The sequence below is a fragment of the Empedobacter sp. EJD.6dd genome, assembly GCF_057369435.1.
Genome location: NZ_CM170667.1, coordinates 123,977 through 147,834 on the forward strand (window position 1 = coordinate 123,977; position 23,858 = coordinate 147,834).

Annotated in this window: 19 protein-coding genes; 14 read left to right on the top strand and 5 right to left on the bottom strand. The window is 30.0% G+C overall.

Annotated features, from left to right (window positions below):
* The first annotated feature begins 26 nt into the window (after positions 1-26).
* Positions 27-497 carry a DUF1810 domain-containing protein gene (locus tag AC2I98_RS00600; protein WP_486412715.1) on the top strand — a complete coding sequence of 157 codons (471 nt, stop codon included), beginning with the start codon at positions 27-29 and terminating at the stop codon, positions 495-497.
* A gap of 46 nt (positions 498-543) precedes the next feature.
* Here the strand turns inward: AC2I98_RS00600 and AC2I98_RS00605 are convergent, their stop codons facing one another.
* Positions 544-1,341 carry a T9SS type A sorting domain-containing protein gene (locus tag AC2I98_RS00605; protein WP_486412716.1) on the bottom strand — a complete coding sequence of 266 codons (798 nt, stop codon included), beginning with the start codon at positions 1,339-1,341 and terminating at the stop codon, positions 544-546.
* 280 nt (positions 1,342-1,621) lie between these two features.
* Between AC2I98_RS00605 and AC2I98_RS00610 the strand changes: the two genes are divergently transcribed.
* Positions 1,622-4,126 carry a pectate lyase family protein gene (locus AC2I98_RS00610; protein WP_486412717.1) on the top strand — a complete coding sequence of 835 codons (2,505 nt, stop codon included), beginning with the start codon at positions 1,622-1,624 and terminating at the stop codon, positions 4,124-4,126.
* Positions 4,127-4,190: 64 nt separating this feature from the next.
* Here AC2I98_RS00610 and AC2I98_RS00615 read toward each other — a convergent pair whose 3' ends face one another.
* Together AC2I98_RS00615 and AC2I98_RS00620 are read right to left on the bottom strand one after the other, a co-directional pair.
* The gene (locus tag AC2I98_RS00615) at positions 4,191-5,480 is read right to left on the bottom strand and encodes a T9SS type A sorting domain-containing protein (protein ID WP_486412718.1); all 1,290 of its coding nucleotides are present in this window, start codon (positions 5,478-5,480) and stop codon (positions 4,191-4,193) included.
* 262 nt (positions 5,481-5,742) lie between these two features.
* Positions 5,743-7,029, bottom strand: a complete 1,287-nt coding sequence (locus AC2I98_RS00620) for a T9SS type A sorting domain-containing protein (RefSeq protein ID WP_486412719.1) — start codon at positions 7,027-7,029, stop codon at positions 5,743-5,745.
* Positions 7,030-7,424: 395 nt separating this feature from the next.
* Between AC2I98_RS00620 and AC2I98_RS00625 the strand changes: the two genes are divergently transcribed.
* Complete coding sequence (locus AC2I98_RS00625; RefSeq protein ID WP_486412720.1) at positions 7,425-9,236, top strand: chloride channel protein; 1,812 nt, start codon at positions 7,425-7,427, stop codon at positions 9,234-9,236.
* Positions 9,237-9,239: 3 nt separating this feature from the next.
* On the opposite strand, the gene AC2I98_RS00630 is transcribed toward AC2I98_RS00625, so the two are convergent.
* Entirely contained in the window at positions 9,240-10,973 is a 1,734-nt protein-coding gene (locus AC2I98_RS00630) for a tetratricopeptide repeat protein (RefSeq protein ID WP_486412721.1), read from the bottom strand.
* A 336-nt stretch (positions 10,974-11,309) separates the two neighbouring features.
* Between AC2I98_RS00630 and AC2I98_RS00635 the strand changes: the two genes are divergently transcribed.
* The 11 genes from AC2I98_RS00635 (at position 11,310) to rpoN (ending at position 23,189) form a co-directional block, all read left to right on the top strand.
* Positions 11,310-12,308 carry an LLM class flavin-dependent oxidoreductase gene (locus tag AC2I98_RS00635; protein ID WP_486412722.1) on the top strand — a complete coding sequence of 333 codons (999 nt, stop codon included), beginning with the start codon at positions 11,310-11,312 and terminating at the stop codon, positions 12,306-12,308.
* A complete protein-coding gene (locus tag AC2I98_RS00640; protein WP_486412723.1) occupies positions 12,309-12,806 on the top strand; it encodes a hypothetical protein in 498 nt (165 codons plus the stop codon).
* A 39-nt stretch (positions 12,807-12,845) separates the two neighbouring features.
* Entirely contained in the window at positions 12,846-13,817 is a 972-nt protein-coding gene (locus tag AC2I98_RS00645; protein WP_486412724.1) for a polyprenyl synthetase family protein, read from the top strand.
* A 3-nt stretch (positions 13,818-13,820) separates the two neighbouring features.
* Positions 13,821-14,810, top strand: coding sequence for a GSCFA domain-containing protein (locus tag AC2I98_RS00650; RefSeq protein WP_486412725.1), 990 nt, complete (start codon positions 13,821-13,823; stop codon positions 14,808-14,810).
* Complete coding sequence (locus AC2I98_RS00655) at positions 14,800-15,567, top strand: TatD family hydrolase (protein WP_486412726.1); 768 nt, start codon at positions 14,800-14,802, stop codon at positions 15,565-15,567. The genes AC2I98_RS00650 and AC2I98_RS00655 overlap by 11 nt, the downstream gene beginning before the upstream one ends.
* A 50-nt stretch (positions 15,568-15,617) precedes the next feature.
* Entirely contained in the window at positions 15,618-16,328 is a 711-nt protein-coding gene (pyrH, locus tag AC2I98_RS00660; protein WP_115000992.1) for a UMP kinase, read from the top strand.
* 8 nt (positions 16,329-16,336) lie between these two features.
* Positions 16,337-16,891 carry a ribosome recycling factor gene (frr, locus tag AC2I98_RS00665; protein ID WP_486412727.1) on the top strand — a complete coding sequence of 185 codons (555 nt, stop codon included), beginning with the start codon at positions 16,337-16,339 and terminating at the stop codon, positions 16,889-16,891.
* A 76-nt stretch (positions 16,892-16,967) separates the two neighbouring features.
* Positions 16,968-19,379, top strand: a complete 2,412-nt coding sequence (locus AC2I98_RS00670; RefSeq protein ID WP_486412728.1) for a DUF5686 family protein — start codon at positions 16,968-16,970, stop codon at positions 19,377-19,379.
* Positions 19,380-19,438: 59 nt separating this feature from the next.
* The gene (locus AC2I98_RS00675; protein WP_486412729.1) at positions 19,439-19,990 is read left to right on the top strand and encodes a hypothetical protein; all 552 of its coding nucleotides are present in this window, start codon (positions 19,439-19,441) and stop codon (positions 19,988-19,990) included.
* Positions 19,991-20,185: 195 nt separating this feature from the next.
* Positions 20,186-21,634, top strand: coding sequence for an asparagine--tRNA ligase (asnS, locus tag AC2I98_RS00680; RefSeq protein WP_486412730.1), 1,449 nt, complete (start codon positions 20,186-20,188; stop codon positions 21,632-21,634).
* 82 nt (positions 21,635-21,716) lie between these two features.
* Positions 21,717-23,189: an RNA polymerase factor sigma-54 gene (gene rpoN / locus AC2I98_RS00685; protein WP_486412731.1), complete on the top strand. Its 1,473-nt coding sequence runs from the start codon at positions 21,717-21,719 to the stop codon at positions 23,187-23,189.
* A gap of 28 nt (positions 23,190-23,217) precedes the next feature.
* Here rpoN and AC2I98_RS00690 read toward each other — a convergent pair whose 3' ends face one another.
* Positions 23,218-23,772: a DUF4303 domain-containing protein gene (locus tag AC2I98_RS00690; protein WP_486412732.1), complete on the bottom strand. Its 555-nt coding sequence runs from the start codon at positions 23,770-23,772 to the stop codon at positions 23,218-23,220.
* Positions 23,773-23,858 lie beyond the last annotated feature (86 nt).

Here is a 23,858-nt window from a genome sequence, read left to right on the forward strand (position 1 = left end):
TGCGAGGCTTTTTTTAACTTTACACAATGAAAATAGGAGATTTACTAAAACAAAAAGATCCAAACGATAAATTTAATTTGAAACGTTTTCATGATGCACAAAGTTTTGTGTATGATGAAATTTTGATGGAAGTACATGCAGGTAAAAAACATTCGAATTGGATGGTTTTTATGTTTCCACAAGTAGATGGTTTGGGATCGAGTGATTCTTCGAAAGAATTTGCAATTTCTTCTAAAGAGGAGGCAAGAGCGTTTGTAAAAGATGAAGAGCTTTGGGAGAATTATCTGGAAGTTTTATCAGTGCTGTTAATGCGTCACAAAGGAACAATGCCACAATTGATTTTTGGAAAAAATGACGCAATGAAACTGAAATCAAGTTTAACGTTGTTTAATTTTATTGTTCCGAAAGAAAAAATTATAAAAGATGTTTTGAAATTTTTCTATGCAGATCAAACGGATAAAAAAACATTGAGTATTTTGAAACAAATGAATAAATAGAATAAAAAAATCTCGCAATTGCGAGATTTTTTTATTTAACACATTATTATTTAACAACAATTTTTGTTGAAGAATTTCCTTCGTTTGATTGAATATTTACAATGTAATTTCCGCTTTTTAAATCGAAACTTGTACTTTGAGAAGCATTGAATGATTTGATTAGATTTCCAGAAAAGTTGTAGACATTTATTTTTGCATTTTTACTTTTTAAATCAGAAATATAAACTTTACCATTTGAACTGAAAACTTTTGCTACATTTTTAGTTGAAAGCTCTTTTGTTCCTAGAGTTGTAGTTGTTCCTAATTTTCCGTCATAAACTTCAACTTTATAAATATTTAATGCTTGATCACCACCTAAATAAATAGTTCCTTCACCACCTTTATATTCAATGTAATCGGTTGTGATATTATCACTTCCATTGACATCAATTTTACTAATTACTTCTTTTCCATCAGTAATATATAAAGTTCTTGTGCCAGAAGAACTTCCAGATTTAAACCAAACTTTAATTTTAACTGGTTCTGTAACAGAGAAAAATAAATATCTTTTTGTAGGAACTAAAAATGAAGTTTCTGTAGATTCGTAACTTCCTCCATTCAGTTTTAGTCGTTTACTTCCTTTCCAAGTGTCTGGAAATGTTGCGTTATTACTTTCAACAACACCCATGTTGGTAACACTTGGACCAGCAAAAAGACCTAGATTATCAATCACTTTAGTTTCTGAATAACCTGTTGGTTCGTTGTTCCAAGTACTAAAGTCCCAAGATTTTGTAAGTGTTTGTGCATTTGCACTCAATGTCATTATCGTTAAAGATAATGCAGAAAAAAGTAATGATTTTTTCATAAAATAAGCATTTAATTATAATTAATATTAATGTAATCGTTTGCATAAAATTATATTAATTATTTGGAAAAACAAATAAATTATTATTTTTTAGTGTAAAAATGACGCTATTGAATAAAATAGTGTAAAAAAATATTAAAATATTGATTGGATATGAGATATAAACGATTTATTTTATATTTATTTAGCTGAAAATTTATTAATATTGTAAAGGTTACAATAAAAAAAGATCGTTTTATGATTTTTTGTAATCGATTACAATAATAATATAACACTATTTATGAGAAAAGTTTTACTAAGTGCATTTGGCATGTTTAGCATGATTAATTTATCAGCTCAAAAAGCAAATGTTACAGAATCAGTAGGTTGGTTAGAATCAGCTTACGTTAAATGGAATCCGCCAGCTGAGAATGTGGACAGTTATAATGTTTATTATAGCGGAAATGGAATCAATAATAAAAAGATTGATACACAATTAATCAGGAGCTATGGTAATTATTTTAGAGCAGATATTTTAGGTTTAAGTCCTGGAGAGTATACTTTTAAAATAGTTTCTGTAGTAAATGGAGCTGAAAAAGAAAATGTAGAAACAACTAAAGTTACTGTATTAGCGCATGATAGAAATGGATTTGCTCATAGTAATAATAGAGTGCCAGGTGCTTATAATTTAGATGGAACATTAAAAAAAGATGCTGTTGTTTTGTACGTATCAGAAGATAATAAGAATTCTATTAGTCTTAATGTTACAGGCGAAAATAGCAATCCGTGTGTAGGTTTACAGAATATTTTAGATGGTTTCAAAAAAGGAAAAGATACTCGTCCTTTGGTTGTGAGGTTGATCGGAAATGTTACTGATTTCTCTTATATGTTGAACGGAGATCTTGTCATAGAAAACAATAATAATAGCGGTAGTTATATAACATTTGAAGGTGTTGGTGTTGATGCAATAGCAAATGGTTGGGGTGTAAGAGTCAAAAATGCTTCGAATGTTGAAATTCGTAATCTAGGATTTATGTTGACTAATGCGGCAGAAGGTGATAACATTAGCTTGCAACAATCAAATGATTATATATGGGTTCATAATAATGATTTATTTTATGGTTTTCCTGGAAAAGATGCCGACCAGGAGAAGGGGGATGGCGCTTTAGATGCTAAAAAATCGGGTTACATTACTTTTTCATATAACCATTTTTGGGATAATGGAAAATCAAGTTTACTTGGTTTGAGTGAGGCAAATACAGTTGGAGCTTATGCGACTTATCATCACAATTGGTTTGATCATTCAGATTCTAGACATCCACGTGTAAGAACATATACTACCCATGTTTATAATAATTATTATGATGGAATCTCAAAATATGGAGTTGGTTCTACGATGGGGTCTTCAATTTTTGTTGAAGGAAATTATTTTAGAAATGCAAAATATCCAATGCTGATTTCTAAACAAGGAAGTGATATAGCGTCAAATTCGACGGGGACTTTTTCGAATGAAGATGGCGGTGTGATAAAAGCTTACAACAATTATATAGAAGGAGCAAATTCATTTTTAGCTTATCATCCATCAACAAACCCAACACAATTTGATGCTTATGTAGCTTCTGTAAGAGGAGAAGTTTTAGATGCAACAGTTAAAGCATTAAAGGGTGGTGCTATTTATAATAATTTTGATACAAATTCTACTTTTTATGTGAAAAATTTGATTGTAGATGAGCCAACTATTGCAAAACAGAAAGCGATGAAGTACGCAGGTAGAGTAGAAGGAGGTGATATAAAATTTACTTTTGATAATTCTGTAGATGATAAATCGTATGGTGTAAATCAGGCATTGATGAGTTTATTGAGAAATTATAAATCGTCTCTTGTGTATGTACAAGGTATAGAATCAACTCCAGTAAGTACACATACATTGCAAATACCTACAAATAATGATCAAACTGTTTTACCAAATACAGCTATTGAAACGATGAATTTTGTTTGGGGAGGAACTGCAACAGATGTAGAAGTTACAGGTTTACCTGCGAATGGAATAGAATTTACGAAAAATGTTTCAACAAAAACTTTATCAATATTTGGAACACCAACTGCAGATATGAGCTTTACAGTAAGAACAATTGGAACAGGAACATCAATTTCTGCAACTGGTACTATTTCTATTGAAACTGATGAAACAAGTGCAAGTATAGAAACTCATAATTTTACGACTAATGGAATAACGAGTAGTTTTTATATTTTTTCTGGAGCAGCAAATATTAATTCTACAGATGGAAATGCAACTTATGATGAGTTGACGTTTACAAAACGCCTTAAAATAGAATCTGCAACTATGATTAGTTATACAACTAAAAAAGTATCAACTTTAACATTAGTTTTTGATCCAAGTTTTAATGGTAAAATAAAATTTAATGCGGTGAATTATACAGCTAAAGATGGTATTGTTATTATTGAAAATGTTCCTATTGGAGAAAATAAAATAACAAAAGGGGACACAACAAATTTATACTATATTAAAACGGAATTCGAAAAAGAGAACTTAGCGACAACGGGTGCTAATGTGAAAGATGTCTCTTTAGCTATTTATCCGAATCCAGTTATAGATAAGTTGATTATTAGTTCATCTAAAGATCAAAAAATTATCAAAATAAGTGTTTTAAATGCTTTAGGTCAGGTTGTTAAACAGATCGATAATGAATCTGTAATAGATATGAGTAGATTAAAAGTTGGTGTTTATTTAATTCAGATCGAAACGAATATAGGAGTAGAAATTAAAAAAGTAATTAAAAAGTAAGAATTAACTCAATAAAAAAATCTCGCAATTGCGAGATTTTTTTATTCTATATAGTTTTAAGAAATTATTTTTTTATAATTTTCTTTGTAACATCTTTTCCATCAATTGTTGTTTTCAACACATAAGTACCTTTTGGTAAAGCTGAAACATTGATTTGTTTTTGATCAGAGTCAAGAACTTTTTGTCCTGCCATATTATATAAAACAGAAGATGAAACTTGACCTTTTGTTTCGATATTGATAACATCTGTTGTAGGATTAGGGAATACATCAAATTTAACAGAATTTGCTACCTCAGAAGTTCCTAATTTTGGTAAAGATATAAGGAATGATACAGCTCCGTTATCTGTTCTACCTAAACCGACAATCTTTGTTCCGTCTTTTGACATTCCTAACGGTAAAGCAAATGTAATTCCTAAATCATCAAAACCTAATGATTTAACATATTCATTTAATTCAACACGTCCTGTTTTTTCTGTCCAAATAAATCCTTCTCCCATAGTTGCAGGTCCAGGCCAAGGTCTGTAAAATCCAACAATAACACTTCCGTCTTTATTAATTGCTGTAGCAGCACCATTAAAATAGAATCCTTGTTTTGGATGCTCTATTTTTTGAACTCCTGTTTCTTTACTATAACGCATGGCAATATCTTCACCATCAGATCCGATCATCCATTTTCCATCACCAGAAACTCCTGCAAATTCTAAAACTTCATAACCTTCTTGGTCAAGTACTTGATGTCTAACACCATCTTCCCAGTATACACCCCAACGATCCCAATCAGTATCATGCCAACCAACTACTATTTTACCATCATCACTGATTCCGTTTGCACGTGAATAATAGTCACCGTCCGTTTTTAATGCTACCATTCCTGTTTCTTCAGTCCAAACGACACCATTAAAACTTCCTTCTGGAGTTGCAGCTAAACCAGCAATATACTTACCATCAGCACTCATTCCCCATACAGAACTTGTTTCACTGTCCATACTTGCTCCTAAACCACCTAAATATTTCCAAGAATTAGAATTGATATCATATATTGACATTTGGTTAATTCCAGTAGCTGGATTTGCTACCATTACAGCAATTTTTTTACCATCAGCTGTAACGAGAGGGTGTCCTCCGTTTGTTGTGTCAGCTGCTAATTCTCCTAAAAGTTGAATTCCTTTTTCAGGAGTCCAATAATAATTATTTTCTACAGTATTTAATGTAACAACTTTCCCATCTTCAGAAACACTATATGCTGTTTCACCTGCTCCAACTACATAAACTTGTGCACTAGCATAACTTGAACCTGCAAATAAAACTGATAAGAACGCAATGCTTTTAAGTTTTGAGTAAATTTTTTTCATAATAAATTTTGTGTTAATTAATTTCTTTTATAAAATTAGAGTAAATAGTTTTAGAAGTTATTGATTTAAATTTAACTGTATTGTTTTCTTAAATATTAAAATTTAAATGATTTATAATTAATTAATTATATAAATTAATGATCAATTGATTTTAAGGAAATTCATTGAATTAATTTATATAATTTTATAAGTGTAATTGGTTGTTTTAAATAAAAATGCCGAAAAGTTTATTTTCGGCATTAATAATATTGTTTATAAACAATTATTTTTTGATAATTTTTTTTGTGTTTTCAGTTCCGTCAATAATCGTTTTTAAAACATAAGTACCTTTTGGTAAAGAAGAAATGTTTAGTTGCTTTTGATTAGAATGAAGAACTATTTGTCCAGTCATATTGTATAAAACTGATGAAGAAAGATTTCCTTTTGTTTCAATGTTTATTACATCACTAGTTGGATTTGGATATACTGAATATTCAACTTTATTTACTTCTGTAGTTCCTAATTTTGGAAGTGAAATCATGAAAGAAATAGCCTGTTCAGTTGTTCTACCAATTCCTACAATTTTAGACCCATCTTTTGATATGGCAAAAGGTAGCGAAAAAGTGATCCCTAAATTATCATAACCTAAACTTTTTACATAATCATCAAGACTAATCTTTCCTGTTTTTTCTGTCCAAATAAAACCATCTCCCATCATTGCTGCTCCGGGATAAGGTCTATAAAATCCAACAATCATACTTCCGTCATAATTTGTTGCAGTTGCTGCGCCTACATAAAAAGGATCTGCATTTGGGTCTTCTATTAATTGAACTCCAGTCTCTTCACTCCATTTCATGGCGTATTCGAATTGAGATCCAAGTAACCACTTTCCATCACCAGAAACGGAACTAATTTCAAAAACGGGATCTCCGTTTTTATCTTTTATTAAATGTTGAACACCATCTTTCCAATACGCTCCCCATCTTCTTCCATTTTTATCATCTTGCCATCCAGCTATAATAGACCCATCTTCACTTATAGTATTTGCTCTTGAAGCAGCATTTGTAGTCGTTGAACCTAAATCAATTAAACCTGTTTCTTTTGTCCATTTTACAGCATGTCCATATCCATTTGCAGAAGATGCTAAACCAACAATAATAGATCCGTTTCCATTCATTCCCCAAACAGAACTTGTATCATTGTCAATTACTTTACCAAGTCCTCCTAAATAATTCCACTCTTTTTTATCTAGATTATAAGTGGCGATTTGGTTAATTCCAGTTAATGGATCCATAACATTTGTAGAAATCATTTTCCCATCAGCGGTAACTGACGAATTTCCTCCATTATATGTGCCAGGAACAATTTCTCCAAGAGGTTGTACACCTCCGTCTTTCGTCCAATAGTAATTATTATCTAGACCAAAGAGAACAACAACATTACCATCATCAGATACGCTTGTTGCATATTCGCCATTTCCTATAACGTAAACTTGAGCATTTGTTTGTGTACTTGTTAACATCAGAGTAGCGTAGGCAACTCCAATTAATTTTAAGTAAATTTTCTTCATTTTATTATGTGTTAATTAATTACTTAAAATTAATTTTAATTTAATTAGCTATTAGTTTATCATATTTTATTGTATTTCATTCTTTTATTTTAAAGTTTAAAGTGTTGTTTGTTAATGTTTTAATTTTGTTTGTTGGTTTTTGTTTTTTAATGAAAATTCTTTGTTTTAATGTTTGTAAAATTTATTAAATAATGAATTTTAGCAAAAATGTAAGACCAACTAAGTGACTATAAATTGTTTAAATTCGAGTGATTTTATGTTTAATTAATTAGTTTAAACGTGTTTTGTCGTCGATTCTAAACATATTTCACCGTAAACACATTATTGGTTTACTTTTTGTGTAATTCCACGAAATAAAATTAGGGAATAAAGAAAAGGAATACTATTTTTGGAATATGCAGCTTTCTACAAAACAAAAGTTTTTTCAATACATCAAAAAAACAGTAAATTTTTTCCAGAATTTATTGAATCTCTTAAAACTTGTTTTAACAGAGAGACAATTTTTATATTTATCGTGTATATTAGTTGCGATATCATCTGCATTTGCGGTAATTGTTCTTAAAACATTTGCGCATAGCGTTTTTCAATTTACGCTCTACATTAATAATCTAGTTAAACTTCCTTATATTAATAGTATACTTCCTGTGATAGGAATTTTGTTAACTGTTTTTGTAATTCAAAAATTTTTAGATGGTTCAATAGAAAAGGGAACTTCTCAGATTATGATTGCGGTTGCAAAAAAATCTGGAATAATGCCTAGAAAACAAATGTATGCTCAGATTATTACAAGTTCCTTAACTGTTGGTATGGGAGGTTCTGCAGGTTTAGAATCTCCAATTACTATCACTGGAGCAGCTTTTGGATCAAACTATGCTCAATATTATAGATTTAAATATAAAGAACGTACACTTTTATTAGCTTGTGGTGTTGCAGCTGGAATTGCGGCGGCATTTAACGCGCCAATTGCGGGTGTTTTATTTGCTATAGAAATTGTTTTGGCAGATATGAGCGTAACTGCTTTCATTCCATTGTTGTTATCATCTGCAACAGGAGCTTTGATTGCAAACTTAACCTTGAAAAGTAATATGCTATTATCGTTTCGATATGCGTTGGGATTTGATTATCATAATGTAATTTTTTATGTAATATTGGGTGTTTTGGCTGGATTTGTTTCGGTTTATCATGCGAGATTATTTCGAAAAGTAGAACATACTATTAGTAATTATTCGGACAATGTGTATTGGCGTGCAATGGTAGGTGCTGGAAGTTTAGCAATTTTAATTTTCTTTTTTCCAACACTATTTGGTGAAGGATATGAAAGTATTAAATATTTAGCAAATGATGAAGCAGGATTTATTTTGAATAATTCACTTTTAGAAAATTTCAAAACAAATCAGTGGATAGTTTTAGCATTTGTGTTGGTTACTGTTTTGATTAAGTCTATTGCAACAGGTTTAACATTGGGAAGTGGAGGTAATGGAGGTAATTTTGCTCCATCATTATTTGTAGGTTCTTATCTTGGCTTTGTTGTAGCTAAATTTTTTAATTTGATTGGTTTCAAAGACGTGCCAGTAGGTAATTTTACGGTTGTTGGAATGGCTGCGGTTTTAAGTGGTTTATTTCATGCACCCTTAACGGCTATTTTCTTGATTGCAGAAATTACAGGTGGTTATGGCTTGATGATTCCATTAATGATTGTTTCGTCGATAAGTTTTGCGATTTCTAAGCGTTACGATAAATACTCGATGGATATCTATGCAATTGCCGAAAAAGGAATCGTATTTACTTCTGATAAAGACCGTAATCTTTTCAATAAAATTGATTTATTTTCCATTTACATTAAGAATATCAAAACATTGACAGTTTATGATTCTATAGAGGATATTAAAACAATTTTTTCTACGACTACGCAAGATTTTATTCCAGTTCTTAATGAGGATCAATCGATTCATGGAATTATTGTTTTAGATAATATTCGTTCTTTTATTTTTAATAAAGATTTAGAGAATAAAAGCTATTTAGAATGCATTACAGAAGCTACATCAACTTCTATTTTTACGAATGCGGCGAATGTAATGAAGATGATGGAAACTAAAAAAATAGACTATATTTTGCTAACGAAAAAAGGAAAATTTGAAGGATATGTTACCGAAAGTTTATTATTGGAAAATTATCGTTCGAATTTGAATAAACTTCGAATAGAATAAGTTTTAATCAACTTCTTTGCTAAAATTATCGTTGAAAATCAAATCATAATTTTCGTATTTCTTTTTTAGTCGTTGTTTAGCTTTTTTAACAGAGTCGTTTGTTATTCCTATTAATTGAGCTATTTCTGAATTGCTTAAACCTAATTTTAAAAGGTAAATAATTCTCAAATTTGATTCAGTTAAATCAGAAAAATTATTGTTTAAATAATCAACAAAATCTCGTTGTTCATTTTCAAAAACATGTTTGAAATTGTTCCAATTTTCATCTGTCATCAAATGCGAATTTAATAAATTAGAAAATGCAAGTTGTTGTTCTATTTTAGAGAGATTAGAACTTGAAAGGTTATTAATTTCAGTATTTAACGTTTCAATTTGCTCGTTTTTTTCTTCTAAGTATATTTTATAAGATTCTAAAGTTTTATTGGCCTTATTTAAACGATTTTCTGAGTTTAATTTATCATTTTGAAGTTTAAGAACTTTGTTATCATAAATAGAATTCTGAATCTTTACTTTTCGTTTGAAAGTAAGAAAAATAAACAAAATAATGATTAATAAAAGTGATGCGATTAGAATCAGCGCGTTTTTTAACAACGTTGCTTTTTCATTTTTCACTTTTTCAGTTTCGTACTTATAATTAAAATTCTCTTTCTGAATATCCCAATTGATTTGATTAATCACATTTTCACCATCAGCATTTTTTAATGCTTTTTCCAATTCACTTAATCTTCGTCTTGCTTCAAGTTCTTCCGTTATGTTTTGTTTTTTTATAGAAATTTCCAACAAAAGAGTATAAACTTCTTTTTCGTAACTGTTTAGATATACTTTTTCTTCAGCATATTTTTTTGCTTCTTTCAAAGTTTTTTCAGCTTCATCAATTCTGTTTAATTGAAGATATAATTCACCAAGTTTGATGTTAGCATACATCAAATTTCTATAATTATTTAGTTCTCTAGAAATTTCGATGTCTTTTCCTAAATTTTCAATCGCAAGGTCATATTTTTTATCATGAATATTTATAACAGCAATATCTCCCAAAGCTTTGGCATAACGTATTTTGTCGTTATTTTTAAGTCCAAATTCTTTCGTTAAATTAAAGTATTTTTTTGCTTCAATAAAATCATTTTTTTCAAGTTTAATATGACCTATTGCATTAAGAATTGTTCCATATTCAGTGTCATTCTTATTGGTATATTTTAGAGCAGATAATATATATTTTTCACTTTTATCCAATTCTTTTACATTCATAAAGAAAAAACCATTTTTTTTAAAAATATCACTTTTTTGAAAAAGTTGCTTTTCGTGCGTATGATCAAGAAGTTTTGAAGCCTTCATAAAATAAGGATAAGCTTTTTGATATTGACTGAAAGTATAATAGTAATAACCAAATTGTGTATTAACCCAAATTTGCATATCAATTAAATCTAATTCTTTTGCAGTTTTTTCTGCAGATTCAAAAAGAGATTGACTTTTAGAATTAATCTTATCAAGTTTTTCTGCGTATATATTTGCTAAATAAACTTGATAAATAATATTCAGATTTTTTGAAATATAAACACTTGTTTTTGAGTTTAATAGTTTGAAATTTTGTTTAAGTTGAATAGAGTCTTTTACATCTTTATTTTGATTAATCACATATTCTAACATAACTAAATCTTCACTTTTTCGACTAGCCGAAAATGAAGAAAAAAACAATGTATTACATAGTATAAGAGTAAAAAAAATAAAGAATTTGTACATGTATTTTTCTTTTTTTCAAAGATATATGGAATAATTAAATTATTTAAAGGAAATAACTTTAATTAAAAAACATTTTAATATATTGATTTTTAATTAATTGAGATTTGTCCACCACAATGTCCACCCTTGAAAATTGATTTTTATTTGTGATAATTCTACTTTTGAATAAGTAATTACAATGATTACTAACACCAAAACTATTAACTAAAAAGATTACACTCTCAACTACTTAAACCTATTACAAAATTATTCCAATTTTTTTTCCTCTTTAAGTCTCCTTTTAGAGGAATTTTTTTTGAATTATTTTCTTCGTAATTTAGTCTTAGAATTTTTAAAATGGAAAGATTAAAGAAAATAAACTACTCAGTGTTGGATTTGGCTTATGTGAGAGAAGGGGAGACATTAAATCAAACATTTAAAAATACATTAGAAAATGCAAAATTTGTTGATGAATTAGGTTATAGCCGCTATTGGTTATCAGAACATCATAATATGCAAAATGTTGCAAGTGCAGCAACTTCTCTATTGATTGGTCATGTAGCAAATGGAACATCAAAAATAAAAGTAGGTTCCGGAGGTATTATGCTACCCAATCACACTGCATTGTCAATTGCAGAGCAATTTGGAACTTTAGAAGCACTTTATCCGAATAGAATTGATTTAGGTTTGGGGCGTGCGCCAGGAACAGATCAACTAACTGCTTCTATTTTGCGTCGTGGTGATAATTTTATGAATTATGATTTTGAAGCTGAAATTAAAAATCTGCAACAATATTTTAGTACAGAAAATAAAGAAAGTAAAGTTCGAGCAATTCCAGGTGAAGGAGCAAATGTTCCACTTTATATATTAGGTTCTAGTACTGATTCTGCATTTTTAGCAGCAAAATTGGGATTACCTTATGCGTTTGCTGGTCATTTTGCGCCACAACAGTTTTATAATGCTGTTGAGATTTATCGTTCGCAATTTCAACCTTCAGAGTATTTGAAAGAACCTTATACTATTGCCTGTGTTAATGTAATTGCTGCTAATACAGATGAGGAAGCGCATTATTTGTCAATGTCTATGTATCAAGGTTTTTTGAATATTATTACAGATAAACGTCAGCCAATTGTTCCTCCAGAAAAAACACAATTAGAATTAGCTTCTCCTGAGCAAAAATATATGCTAAAAGGGATGACAGCACTTTCTTTTATTGGGTGTAAAGGTGCATTGTCTAAAAGTTTTGATGAATTTATTTTTGAGTCAAAAGTGGACGAAATTATGGTTTCGACGAATGTTTATGACCAAAAAGCGAAAAGAAAGTCTTATCAAATTATAAGTGAATTGTTTCGCTAAATGAAAACTAAAAAATCATTATCAAAGGTTGACTATTATATGATGTTTATTGATCAGTTTAAAGATCAGTTTACACTTATTCTGATATTTAATCTTATGGTATTTTTTGTGGCAAATCATTGGAGTTACCTTGTTCCAGAGGTTTATCTATATGTCAGTCATAAAGATTTTTTTAACTTATTTAGAGAGCAATTTGTTCCATCAGCTTTTTTCGAAGTCTTAGCATATACATATTTAGGTTCATTATTTATTCATTTAGGAACATATAAATTGAATAAAAACTGGATTTTTCGTCTAAATGCTTTACTACTAATAGTGGTAACTACTTATTTTTGGACAATACCTTCAAAACTTAGTCTTGTAATGGTGATAGAAAAAATGCATTCTTATTTTATTTTAGCTATTGTAGGTCAATTTGCTTTGTATTTGATTGTCGGAATCGATTTTTTTCACTTGATCAAAAATAAAAGAAAACAGCCCAAAATCAATCATTCTTAATTATATTTGCCAAAACTTAATTTTTACAAAAATCAAACTATGTACTCATTTGATAAATTTCACGAATTAATTGCCGAAACAATCGATAAAAATCCATTTTCTAAAAATCCAGAAGAGTTATACGAACCAATGGATTATATTTTGAATATTGGAGGTAAAAGAATTCGTCCGATTTTGACTTTATTGGGAACAGATTTATTTGGTGGAGAAGTTGAAAAAGCATTGAAACCTTCGTTAGCAATTGAGTTTTTTCATAATTTTTCATTGATGCACGACGATATTATGGATAATGCGTCTTTAAGAAGAAGTAAACCAACGGTACATGAAAAATTTGGATTAAATACCGCAATTCTTTCTGGTGATGCAATGTTGGTAAAAGCATATCAATATTTAGAAGATTTAGAACCAGAATTATTTAAAAGTTCTACAAAATTATTTTCTAAAACTGCTTTAGAGGTTTGTGAAGGTCAACAATTGGATGTGAATTATGAGACGAAATTGAATGTTTCGTATGAAGATTATATTCGAATGATTTCTCTTAAAACAAGTGTTTTACTTGGTTGTGCTTTAAAATTAGGTGCAATGATAGGAAATGCATCGGAAGAAGATGCAGAGAAATTGTACCAATATGGGTTGAATTTAGGAATCGCATATCAATTAAAGGATGATTATTTAGATGTTTTCGGAAGTCTTGAACATTTAGGTAAAAAGCATGCTGGTGATATTTTCGAAAATAAGAAAACGATTCTTTATATTTCTGCTTTAGAAGCGGCAAACGAAGAAGAAAAAGAAGAATTATTATATTGGTATAGCTCTAATACGGATAATATCGATAAAGTGTATGCGGTAGAAAAATTATTCAGAAAACTGAATGTTAATCGTAAATTATCTACGTTGATTAGAGAGTATACGAATAAAGCACATACTTACTTGGATCAAATTAACGTTCCTGAAGAACGTAAAAAACATTTGAGAGAATTAAGCGAAGTTTTAATTGATCGTCAAGGATAAAAAATGCAATTTCGAACGACTTTTCAAATTCAAGCTTCTGATTTTAAGCTCTATCATCAACATAAAATATTGACGATAGGATCTTGCTTTTCAGATGAAATTGGAAAACGTTTGACCGATTTAAAATTTGATGGATTAATTAATCCTTTTGGAGTAATTTTTAATTCAGTTTCCATTCAAAAATTAATCGAAAGAAGCATTCATAAAAAATATTTTACAACAGCAGATGTACATCAAAATGGAGAAGAGTTTTTCTGTTTCGATGTACATTCGTCGTTTAATGCACTTACAAAAGAGGAAGTTTTAGATGAATTAAATTCAACATTAGAGCAAGTTTATGAATTTATTTATACTTGTGATGTTGTGATGATAACTTTGGGAACATCGTGGATTTACGAATGGAAAAATACCAATCAAATTGTAGCGAATTGCCATAAAGTTGAGGCTAAACAATTTGAAAAAAGATTATTAACGAAAGAAGAAAATCTAAAATATTTGGAATTAATTGTTTCAGATTTTAAGAAAATTAATCCAAAGATAAAAGTGATTACGACTGTTAGTCCTGTCCGTCATACAAAAGATGGAATGGTAGAAAATAATGTAAGTAAAGCGAGATTGTTGGATGCTTTATATCAATTAAATATTCAAGACAATCATGTTGAATATTTTCCATCATATGAATTGGTTTTGGATGATTTAAGAGATTATCGTTTTTTTAAAGAAGATATGATTCATCCTTCTAAACAGGCTGTTGATTACATTTGGGAAAGGTTTTCAGAAACTTATTTCGAGCAATCAACCCAAACAATTATTCAAAAAATAAACAAAGTTATTTCAGCGATTAATCATCGTCCTTTTAATGAAAAATCAGAAAGTCATCAACGATTTATAGAAAAAACAATCATGTTGATGAACGAATTAGAAAAAGGAAATCAACTTGATTTTTCGAATGAAAAAGAATTTTTAAGATCAAAAATAAAACATGTTAATTGATACACATACACATCTATATTCGGAGCAATTTGAAAATGATATAGATGAAGTAATTGCGCGAGCAAAAAAAAATGGAGTAGAGCGATTTTATTTACCTGCGATTGACAAAAGTTACACGGACAAAATGTTGACATTAGAAGCTCAATACCAAGATTCGATGTTTGCGATGATGGGATTACATCCGTGTTCGGTTCATCCAGATACAATAGAAGAGGAGATGGCGCATGTTCGCGAATGGATTGATAAACGACCTTTCAAAGCGATTGGTGAAATTGGAATTGATTTATATTGGGAAAAAGAATTTCTGAAAACGCAACAAGATGTATTTAAAACGCAAATTGAATGGGCAAAAGAAAAGAATTTACCAATTGTGATTCATTGTCGTGATGCGTTCAACGAAGTTTTTGAAGTACTAGAAGAAGTAAAAGACGAAAAATTATTCGGAATTTTTCATTGCTTTTCGGGAACAAAAGAAGATGCTCAACGTGCGATTGATTTTAATTTGAAATTAGGAATTGGAGGAGTTGTAACCTTCAAAAATGGCAAGATTGATCAATTTTTAGGTGATTTCGATATTAAACATATTGTTCTCGAAACAGATTCGCCTTATTTAGCACCAGTTCCATATCGTGGAAAACGCAATGAGAGTAGTTATTTAAAACATGTTTGCGAGAAGTTGGTCGATATTTATCATAAAACACCAGCTGAAATTGCATCAATTACAACAAAAAATGCGTTAGACATTTTCGAACGTTAGGAAAAATCAGAATAGAAAAATTATATTTGCAAAAGAAAACCTTTGACAAGATGAAATACAAAAGAATATTACTTAAATTAAGTGGTGAAGCATTAATGGGAGATTTACAATATGGTATCGATCCAAATATGCTGAAACAATATGCTCAACAAATTAGAGAAGTAGCAGAGCTTGGTTGCGAAGTGGCAATCGTAATCGGAGGAGGTAATATTTTTAGAGGTGTTCAGGGTGTAGCTTCTGGTATGGATCGTGTACAAGGAGATTATATGGGAATGTTAGCAACAGTTATCAATAGTATGGCGTTGCAAGGAGCATTAGAAGACGCTGGAGTAAATACTCGTTTACAAACGGCTATTCGTATGGAACAAATCGCAGAACCATTTATCAAAAGAAGAGCAACGCGTCATTTAGAGAAAGGTCGTGTCGTGATTTTTGGTGCTGGAACAGGAAACCCTTATTTTACAACAGATACAGCAGCAGTTTTAAGAGCGATTGAAACACAAGCTGATGTTATTTTGAAAGGAACTCGTGTTGACGGAATTTACACTGCAGACCCAGAAAAAGATCCTACAGCAGAAAAATTCGAAACAATTTCTTATCAAGAAGTTTACGATAAAAACTTAAAAGTAATGGATATGACAGCTTTTACTTTGAGTGAAGAGAATAATTTGCCTATTATTGTATTTGATATGAATACGGATGGTAACTTGAAAAAATTAATTTTAGGAGATAACGTAGGTACTCTAGTAACAAATAAATAAATCCCGAAATGGAAGAATTAGATATTATTTTAGAAACGGCTAAGGAACAAATGCAAGGTACTGTAAGTCACTTAGAGGTAGCATTTGACAAATTAAGAGCAGGTAAAGCAACTCCTGCAATGTTAAGTTCAGTTCGTGTTGATTACTACGGAAGTTTATCTCCGTTAACTCAAATTGCAAATGTAAATACACCAGATGCAATGACATTGAGTATTCAACCGTACGAAAGAAATTTAATTGGTGAAATCGAAAAAGCAATTATCAATGCTAATTTAGGTTTTGCACCTTCTAACAATGGAGATTCTATTATTATTAGTATTCCTCCAGTAACGGAAGAGCGTCGTAAAGAGTTAGTTAAGATGGCAAAAGCAGAAATGGAAAATGCAAAAGTATCACTTCGTAATGCTCGTCAAGATGCTAACAAAGCGCTTAAAAATGTAAAAGAAGCTTCTGAAGACATGGTAAAAGATTACGAAACACGTGTACAAGGATTAACAGACAAATTTTCTAAGAAATTAGAAGAAGCTTTATCGAAAAAAGAAGCTGAAATCATGAAAGTCTAATCTTTCAAGAAAAAAAAATATTTTAAGGCAGCGTTTCGCTGCTTTTTTTATTTATTTGCATAATCAATTTCAAAAAATGAAGAACTATATATTCCTGCTAAATTTCTGTATTTCAATCGCCACATTTGCTCAAATTAAAGTGAGAGTATTCGATGCTCAAGATGAATTTCGATTAACAGGAGCCAACATTTACAGTGATACTAAACAATTTCTTGGCCAAACAGATGATTTAGGAGAATTGGATATAAATGATTCTGTTCATTTTATAGATGTGATAAAGAATGGCTACTTCACAGAAAGTATTCAAACCGATGGAAAGAAATTGGTCGAAATTATGATGAAACCTTCTTTCATTAGTTTAGATGAGGTTTCGTTCACAACGAATGATTCTGTAGGTCGTAATATCATTATTAAGGCGATTCGCAATCAATCCAAAAACACAATCAGAAACGGAGGAAATATTTTTTTAAAATCATACACAAAATTTTGGAGTACAGTTAATAATGACTCGATTCCGTTTATCATTCAACCTCAAAATCACAAAGATTCTATCAACAATCAATGGAAAAAATTGTTAGATAATAGTCACTTATTTTTAGGTGAACGAGCGATGGACCATAAAGTTTCGAAAAGATTGGGATTGAAAAATATTGTACAATCTTCTCGTATTTCGGGTATGCGCTCTCCGTTGTACGAATATTTGGCAATGCAACCAATAGCATTTAATTTTGATCAAGATAAAATCAATTTTTTCTTCAAAGGAATTATAAATCCAATAAGTAGAGAAGGTCTTTCTCATTATCGTTATGGTTTCAAAGAAGATATTTTTATTGATGGTCGAAAAACGGCTGTTATTAGTTTTTTTCCATCAATAAAAACAGAGAAACGTCAAATAAAAGGAACACTTTGGATTGATGATAAAACATTTGCTTTAATCAAATTCGAAGGAGAAAATACAAGCGCAAATTATGTTGCAGAATTAGAAGCAGACTGGAAATTGAACAATGGAACTTGGATTCCGAATCAACAGAAATACCGTATGGAGGCTGGAAATTTCAAGATTACAGAGAAATTAGCTGGTGATGATTTTATTGATAAAAAAGAAAAAATTTGGATTAATCTTGAAACAACTTTTAAAGATATTCAAAATCCTGCGCATTTCAAACGCAACGAATTTTTAGGTTACGAAGACGAAATTTCTTTTCAGAATATGGGCGAAAAGAAATGGGATAATGTGATGGAAGATTATCGAGACGCTTCTTTGTCTAATAAAGAGCGAAACACATACACAACAATAGATAGCATTAGCGATAAATTTAAGTTAGAGCGTCAAATGAAATTGATGCGAATCATCAATTCGGGCGGAAAATTATCGTTAGGAAAAGTTGACCTTGATTTGACAAAAATCTTAGCGTTTAACGATTACGAAGGATTTCGATTAGGAGCAGCTTTTAATACAAATGAAAATTGGAGCGATAAATATTCGTTGAATGCATATTCAGCTTACGGTTTCAAAGATCAAACCTTTAAATATGGTTTTGGTGGAGATTATTATGTAAATAAGCCTTATTCAGGTAGAATTTTCGCAAAATATTCACAAGATGTTTCAGCTTCTGGAAAAACACCAATTTTATTACAATCGAATTATACTCGCTTAATTAGTGGAGCATTTAGCAATATTTATAACCACGAATATTTTTCATATAAACGTTATTCTTTTGGTTATGAACAAGATATTTTCAAGAATGTAACCTTCAATATTTCGGTGAATTACGAAAAACAACAAGCAGAATTTGATTATTCATTCCTGAACAATAATGGTTGGTACGATTTGTATAACACGCAATTAGCGATTCGTTTTGCGCCCAAAGATAAATTTATTAGAACTCCTTACGGAAAAGTGACAGTAAATAGCGGTAAATCTGTTTTTTATGCGACACTTACGAAGTATTGGGATATCTTCAATTCTGATTACGATCCACTTCGTATAAATATATCTTATTTTGATGTTTTTGATACGAGGATAGGTAAAACAAATTTCAATGCAAATGCGGGTTGGGTTGAAGGAAAAATGCCATTGATGAACTTGTTCGAAGGACAAGGAAATGCAAAACGAAATGATTTTGCAAACTTTGGAGTAGGAGGTTTAACAAATTTCGAAACAATGCGTCCTGGAGAATTTTATTCGGATCGATTTGTATCATTTCAGTTGAAACATATTTTTGCTGGCGTTAAAGTTGGAAACAAAATTATTTTCCCTCAATTTGTTTACCGAGGAGTTTTAGGTGATATGAAAGATAAAGCAGATCATCAAAATTTAGATTTCAAAACATTGAATAATTATTACCATGAAACAGGAGTTGAAGTAAATAATTTAATTTTCAAAACATTTGGTTTAGGAGCTTTCTATCGTTTAGGAGCTTATTCAGAAGAAAAACTCCAAGATAATTTCTATTTAAAATTAACAGTTAATTTGAATTTCTTGTAGGATAAGTGATTAGAAAAACGAATTATAATAATTTTAAGTGTATGGATATTTTAAAGAGAATGAATAAAATTATTTTGATAATAACTCTAATTTTTTCTTCTAATATATTATTATCACAATCTATTCTTGAGATTGTAACTCAAAATGAAAATTTTATAGTTTCAGCTGAAAAAATTAAAATTGGAAATTATGTGAATAGAGTTTACTTTGATGATATTTCAGGTATTATTGATGAAAATACATTTAAAGAATTTAAAGATGAAATAATTAGTAATGAATTTAAGTTTGAAAAAAAATGGAGTATAAGTGATTTTAAATCAAAAGTATATTTATTATCTGAAAATCAAAAAATTGATATAGATAGTATTAAATATATTATTAAAAAAAGAAATTTGAATACTTCATTTCTTAAACAGGTAAAGAAATTTAATAGAGGAGATGTTTTTTATAAAAATTTTCCTTTATCTCTATCAGATATAATATATAATAAACTGAATAATAAAGCATTAATTGTATTGATTAGAGGGAATAATGGAGGTGAAATAAAATATTTTGAATTAATTAATAGAAAATGGACTTTTATTTCTAATATTAATAATTGGGCTTATTAGAAAAAAGATTCTTCATAATATTATGTAGTTAGAATATTTTCACTTCAAAAAATAAACTAAAATCAAAAATCCTTTACATTTTCATTGAAATTGTAAAGGATTTTTAGGTTGGTTAAAAAATATTCGCAAAAATTATGCCTATAATTTTTATAACTTTAAATAATAACTAAATTTGTAAGGATAAATTAAAAAATTATGCAATCGTACGGAATTAAAGCCTTATTAGAAAAAGGCAAGGATTTGTTGCTACAGGAAGTAGTTGTAAATGGATGGGTAAGATCGTTCAGAAGTAATCGTTTCATCGCGTTGAATGACGGTTCTACAATTAATAATATTCAAGTAGTAGTAGATTTCGAAAATTTTGACGAGTCAATTATAAAACAAATTTCTACAGCAGCCTCTTTGCAAGTAAAAGGTGAGGTGGTAGAAAGTGAAGGAGCAGGTCAAGAGATTGAAATCATTGCGAAAGAAATCAAAATTTTAGGAACAGCACCTTCTGATGATTTAAAAGGAACTATTTTACAACCAAAACAACACAGTTTAGAAATTTTGCGTGAGCAAGCACATTTACGTTTCAGAACAAATGTATTTGCAGCAACTATGCGTGTTCGTAATGCGTTAATGTTCGGAATTCACAAATATTTCAACGAAAGTGGTTTCGTTTACATCAATACACCTATTATTACAGGTTCTGATGCAGAAGGAGCAGGAGAGATGTTTCATATCACAAACTTGGATATGGAAAACTTACCTAAAAACAAAGAAGGAAAAGTAGATTATTCACAAGATTTCTTTGGTAAAGCGACTAATTTAACGGTTTCTGGACAATTAGAAGGAGAAACTGCAGCAATGGGATTAGGTAAAATTTATACTTTTGGACCTACTTTCCGTGCAGAAAATTCAAATACTTCTCGTCACTTAGCTGAATTCTGGATGATCGAGCCTGAAGTTGCTTTTTTCCGTCTAGATCAGAATATGGATTTAGCAGAAGACTTCATGAAATCTGTCATCACTTATGCAATGGAAACTTGTAAAGATGATTTGAAATTCTTGGCAGAGCGTTTTGATAAAGAACAAAAACAAAAACCAGAAGCAGAGCGTTCTGAGTTAGGTTTAATCGAACGTTTAGAATATGTTTTAAACAATAAATTTATTCGTTTAAGCTATACAGAAGCAATTGATATTTTAAAAGATTCTAAACCAAATAAAAAAGGTAAATTTAAATATCCAATCGAAGGTTGGGGAGCAGATTTACAATCTGAACATGAGCGTTATTTAGTTGAAAAACACTTCAAAACGCCAGTTATTTTATTCGATTATCCAGCAGAAATCAAAGCATTCTATATGCGTATGAACGATGATGGAAAAACTGTTCGTGCAATGGACGTTTTATTCCCAGGAATTGGAGAAATTATCGGAGGTTCTGAGCGTGAAGAGCGTTTAGAAGTTTTAGACGAAAAAATGGAAAAATTCGGAATTGATAAAGAAGAATTATGGTGGTACCGCGACACAAGACGTTTCGGTTCTGTACCACATTCAGGTTTCGGTTTAGGTTTAGAGCGATTGGTTTTATTTGTAACAGGAATGGGTAACATTCGTGATGTAATTCCTTTCCCAAGAACACCGAATAATGCTGAATTTTAATTAAAAATATTTTTACGGATTTATGCTTAAATATTGTAACTTTAAGCTAAATCCGTTTTTTATATAAGCCAAAACCCAAAATATGTTAAAGCAGGAATTAAATTTAAAATTACAACAAAAACTATCGCCACAACAAATCCAATTAATGAAGTTGGTTCAACTTCCTACGGTTGCTTTTGAACAACGCGTAAAGGAAGAGTTGGAAGAAAACCCTGCTTTGGATGATCAGTCTTCTGAATATGATGATGACTATGGAGGAGAGCAGGAAGAATGGGATAATCAGAATGATGACTATGGCGATGAGCAAGTTATTGATACAAGTGATATCAATATTGATGATTATTTGAGCGATGACGATATTCCAAATTATAAAACGTATACTAATAATTATAGTGATGATGATGAAGATAAGTCTGTTCCTTATGCACAAGGAGAGAGTTTTATCGAGTTTTTGACATCACAATTGTATACATATCGATTAACGTCGGAACAGTTTCAAATTGCTGAATTTATTTTAGGAAATATTGACGATGATGGTTATATGCGTCGTGATGTAAAATCTTTGGTAGATGATTTAGCATTTTCACAAAATATTTATACTTCGCCAGAAGAAGTTGAAAATTTATTGTTGAATTATATTCAACGAATGGATCCAGTTGGAGTTGGAGCACGCGATTTACAAGAATGTTTATTAATTCAGTTAGAGAATAAAACACAAACTGAAGCAGTAGAATTGGCGGAAAAATTAATTTCAGAATCTTTCGATGCATTTACTAAAAAGCATTATTCAAAATTGATGGCGAAATATGATGCAGATGATGATGAATTACGCGATGCAATTGCTGAAATAGAACGTTTGAATCCAAAACCAGGAAAATCATTTTCAAGTAGTAGCAAAATTGTAGAGCAAATCACGCCAGATTTCACGATCAATATCAACGATGGAGATTTAGAATTATCATTGAATGGACGTAATGTTCCCGAATTGAAAATATCGAGTGCGTTTGCCGAAATGTTAGATACGTATAAGAAAACCGAGAATAAATCAAATCAACAGAAAGAAGCTGTTATGTTTGTAAAACAGAAACTAGATTCTGCAAAATGGTTTATTGATGCGGTTCAGCAACGTCGTAATACACTTTTGTATACGATGGAAGCGATAATGAAATTTCAGAAAGAGTATTTCTTAACTGGTGATGAAACGAAAATCAAACCAATGATTTTGAAAGATATTTCGGACCGAATCGGAATGGATATTTCGACAGTTTCTCGTGTGGCAAATTCTAAATATGTTACAACACCTTACGGAACATTTTTAATCAAAGATTTGTTTTCAGAATCGTTAACAAATGATGATGGAGAAGAAGTTTCTACACGTGAAATTAAGCGTATTTTACAAGATGTCATTGCGGATGAAGATAAGCGTAAACCTTTAACAGACGAAAAATTAACCGAGATTTTGAAAGAAAAAGGTTATCCAATCGCACGTCGTACAATTGCAAAATACCGCGAACAATTAAATATTCCGGTTGCGAGATTGAGAAAAGAGATTTAAAATATACAATTACAAAAAAAAGAGCTTTTTATAAAGCTCTTTTTTTATTTTTACCCCAAGTTGTCATCCATTCAAAATAATCTTCTTTATAAAGATTATCGTTTAATTGATTGATTATTCTTCCTTGTTTTTCTTTGTTTAAATCATCATCAATCACAGAAAAATTTAAGAAAATTTCTTTTCCAGTTAATTTTGAAAAGAAATTAGTTTCTTTTAGTTCTTGTAAAACTTTGACACAAATTTCATTTAATTGATTCTGAAATTGATAAAACCAATCTTCGTCATCGTCATGTTCATCTGCAATAGTTTTACAAATTTGATTAATTTCATTAAAAGAATCTTTCGCTCCTAAATAATCAAACTTCCATTCAGAAGGTTCGTATTTGTAATAATGAAAGTCATCTTCATCAGAAACAAGCTCCAAATGATCTGTAGAATTTGCAGAAGGATGAATAGCTATTTCTGAATCATTGTTGCATAAAGCAAATGCATATAGGTCTTGAGTTGGATTTTCGTTATAAATTTCTAAAAAGGCTTGTTTGGTTGATTGAGCTAATTTATTCTTAAATTCATTAAAATCCATTCATTTATATTTTTTAAAAACGTTTATTATATTTTTTTGAAATGTAGTAAAATTCTTTAAATATTAAAAGATTGTTAATTTATTTT

Excerpts from the sequence above, each read along its gene's own strand:
- AC2I98_RS00605 (WP_486412716.1), bottom strand. The coding sequence starts at position 1,341 with ATGAAAAAATCATTACTTTTTTCTGCATTATCTTTAACGATAATGACA.
- AC2I98_RS00645 (WP_486412724.1), top strand. The coding sequence starts at position 12,846 with ATGTACTCATTTGATAAATTTCACGAATTAATTGCCGAAACAATCGAT.
- AC2I98_RS00615 (WP_486412718.1), bottom strand. The coding sequence starts at position 5,480 with ATGAAAAAAATTTACTCAAAACTTAAAAGCATTGCGTTCTTATCAGTT.
- AC2I98_RS00640 (WP_486412723.1), top strand. The coding sequence starts at position 12,309 with ATGAAAACTAAAAAATCATTATCAAAGGTTGACTATTATATGATGTTT.
- AC2I98_RS00600 (WP_486412715.1), top strand. The coding sequence starts at position 27 with ATGAAAATAGGAGATTTACTAAAACAAAAAGATCCAAACGATAAATTT.
- AC2I98_RS00690 (WP_486412732.1), bottom strand. The coding sequence starts at position 23,772 with ATGGATTTTAATGAATTTAAGAATAAATTAGCTCAATCAACCAAACAA.
- AC2I98_RS00670 (WP_486412728.1), top strand. The coding sequence starts at position 16,968 with ATGAAGAACTATATATTCCTGCTAAATTTCTGTATTTCAATCGCCACA.
- AC2I98_RS00675 (WP_486412729.1), top strand. The coding sequence starts at position 19,439 with ATGAATAAAATTATTTTGATAATAACTCTAATTTTTTCTTCTAATATA.
- frr (WP_486412727.1), top strand. The coding sequence starts at position 16,337 with ATGGAAGAATTAGATATTATTTTAGAAACGGCTAAGGAACAAATGCAA.
- AC2I98_RS00630 (WP_486412721.1), bottom strand. The coding sequence starts at position 10,973 with ATGTACAAATTCTTTATTTTTTTTACTCTTATACTATGTAATACATTG.
- rpoN (WP_486412731.1), top strand. The coding sequence starts at position 21,717 with ATGTTAAAGCAGGAATTAAATTTAAAATTACAACAAAAACTATCGCCA.
- AC2I98_RS00620 (WP_486412719.1), bottom strand. The coding sequence starts at position 7,029 with ATGAAGAAAATTTACTTAAAATTAATTGGAGTTGCCTACGCTACTCTG.
- AC2I98_RS00625 (WP_486412720.1), top strand. The coding sequence starts at position 7,425 with ATGCAGCTTTCTACAAAACAAAAGTTTTTTCAATACATCAAAAAAACA.
- pyrH (WP_115000992.1), top strand. The coding sequence starts at position 15,618 with ATGAAATACAAAAGAATATTACTTAAATTAAGTGGTGAAGCATTAATG.
- AC2I98_RS00655 (WP_486412726.1), top strand. The coding sequence starts at position 14,800 with ATGTTAATTGATACACATACACATCTATATTCGGAGCAATTTGAAAAT.
- asnS (WP_486412730.1), top strand. The coding sequence starts at position 20,186 with ATGCAATCGTACGGAATTAAAGCCTTATTAGAAAAAGGCAAGGATTTG.
- AC2I98_RS00650 (WP_486412725.1), top strand. The coding sequence starts at position 13,821 with ATGCAATTTCGAACGACTTTTCAAATTCAAGCTTCTGATTTTAAGCTC.
- AC2I98_RS00610 (WP_486412717.1), top strand. The coding sequence starts at position 1,622 with ATGAGAAAAGTTTTACTAAGTGCATTTGGCATGTTTAGCATGATTAAT.
- AC2I98_RS00635 (WP_486412722.1), top strand. The coding sequence starts at position 11,310 with ATGGAAAGATTAAAGAAAATAAACTACTCAGTGTTGGATTTGGCTTAT.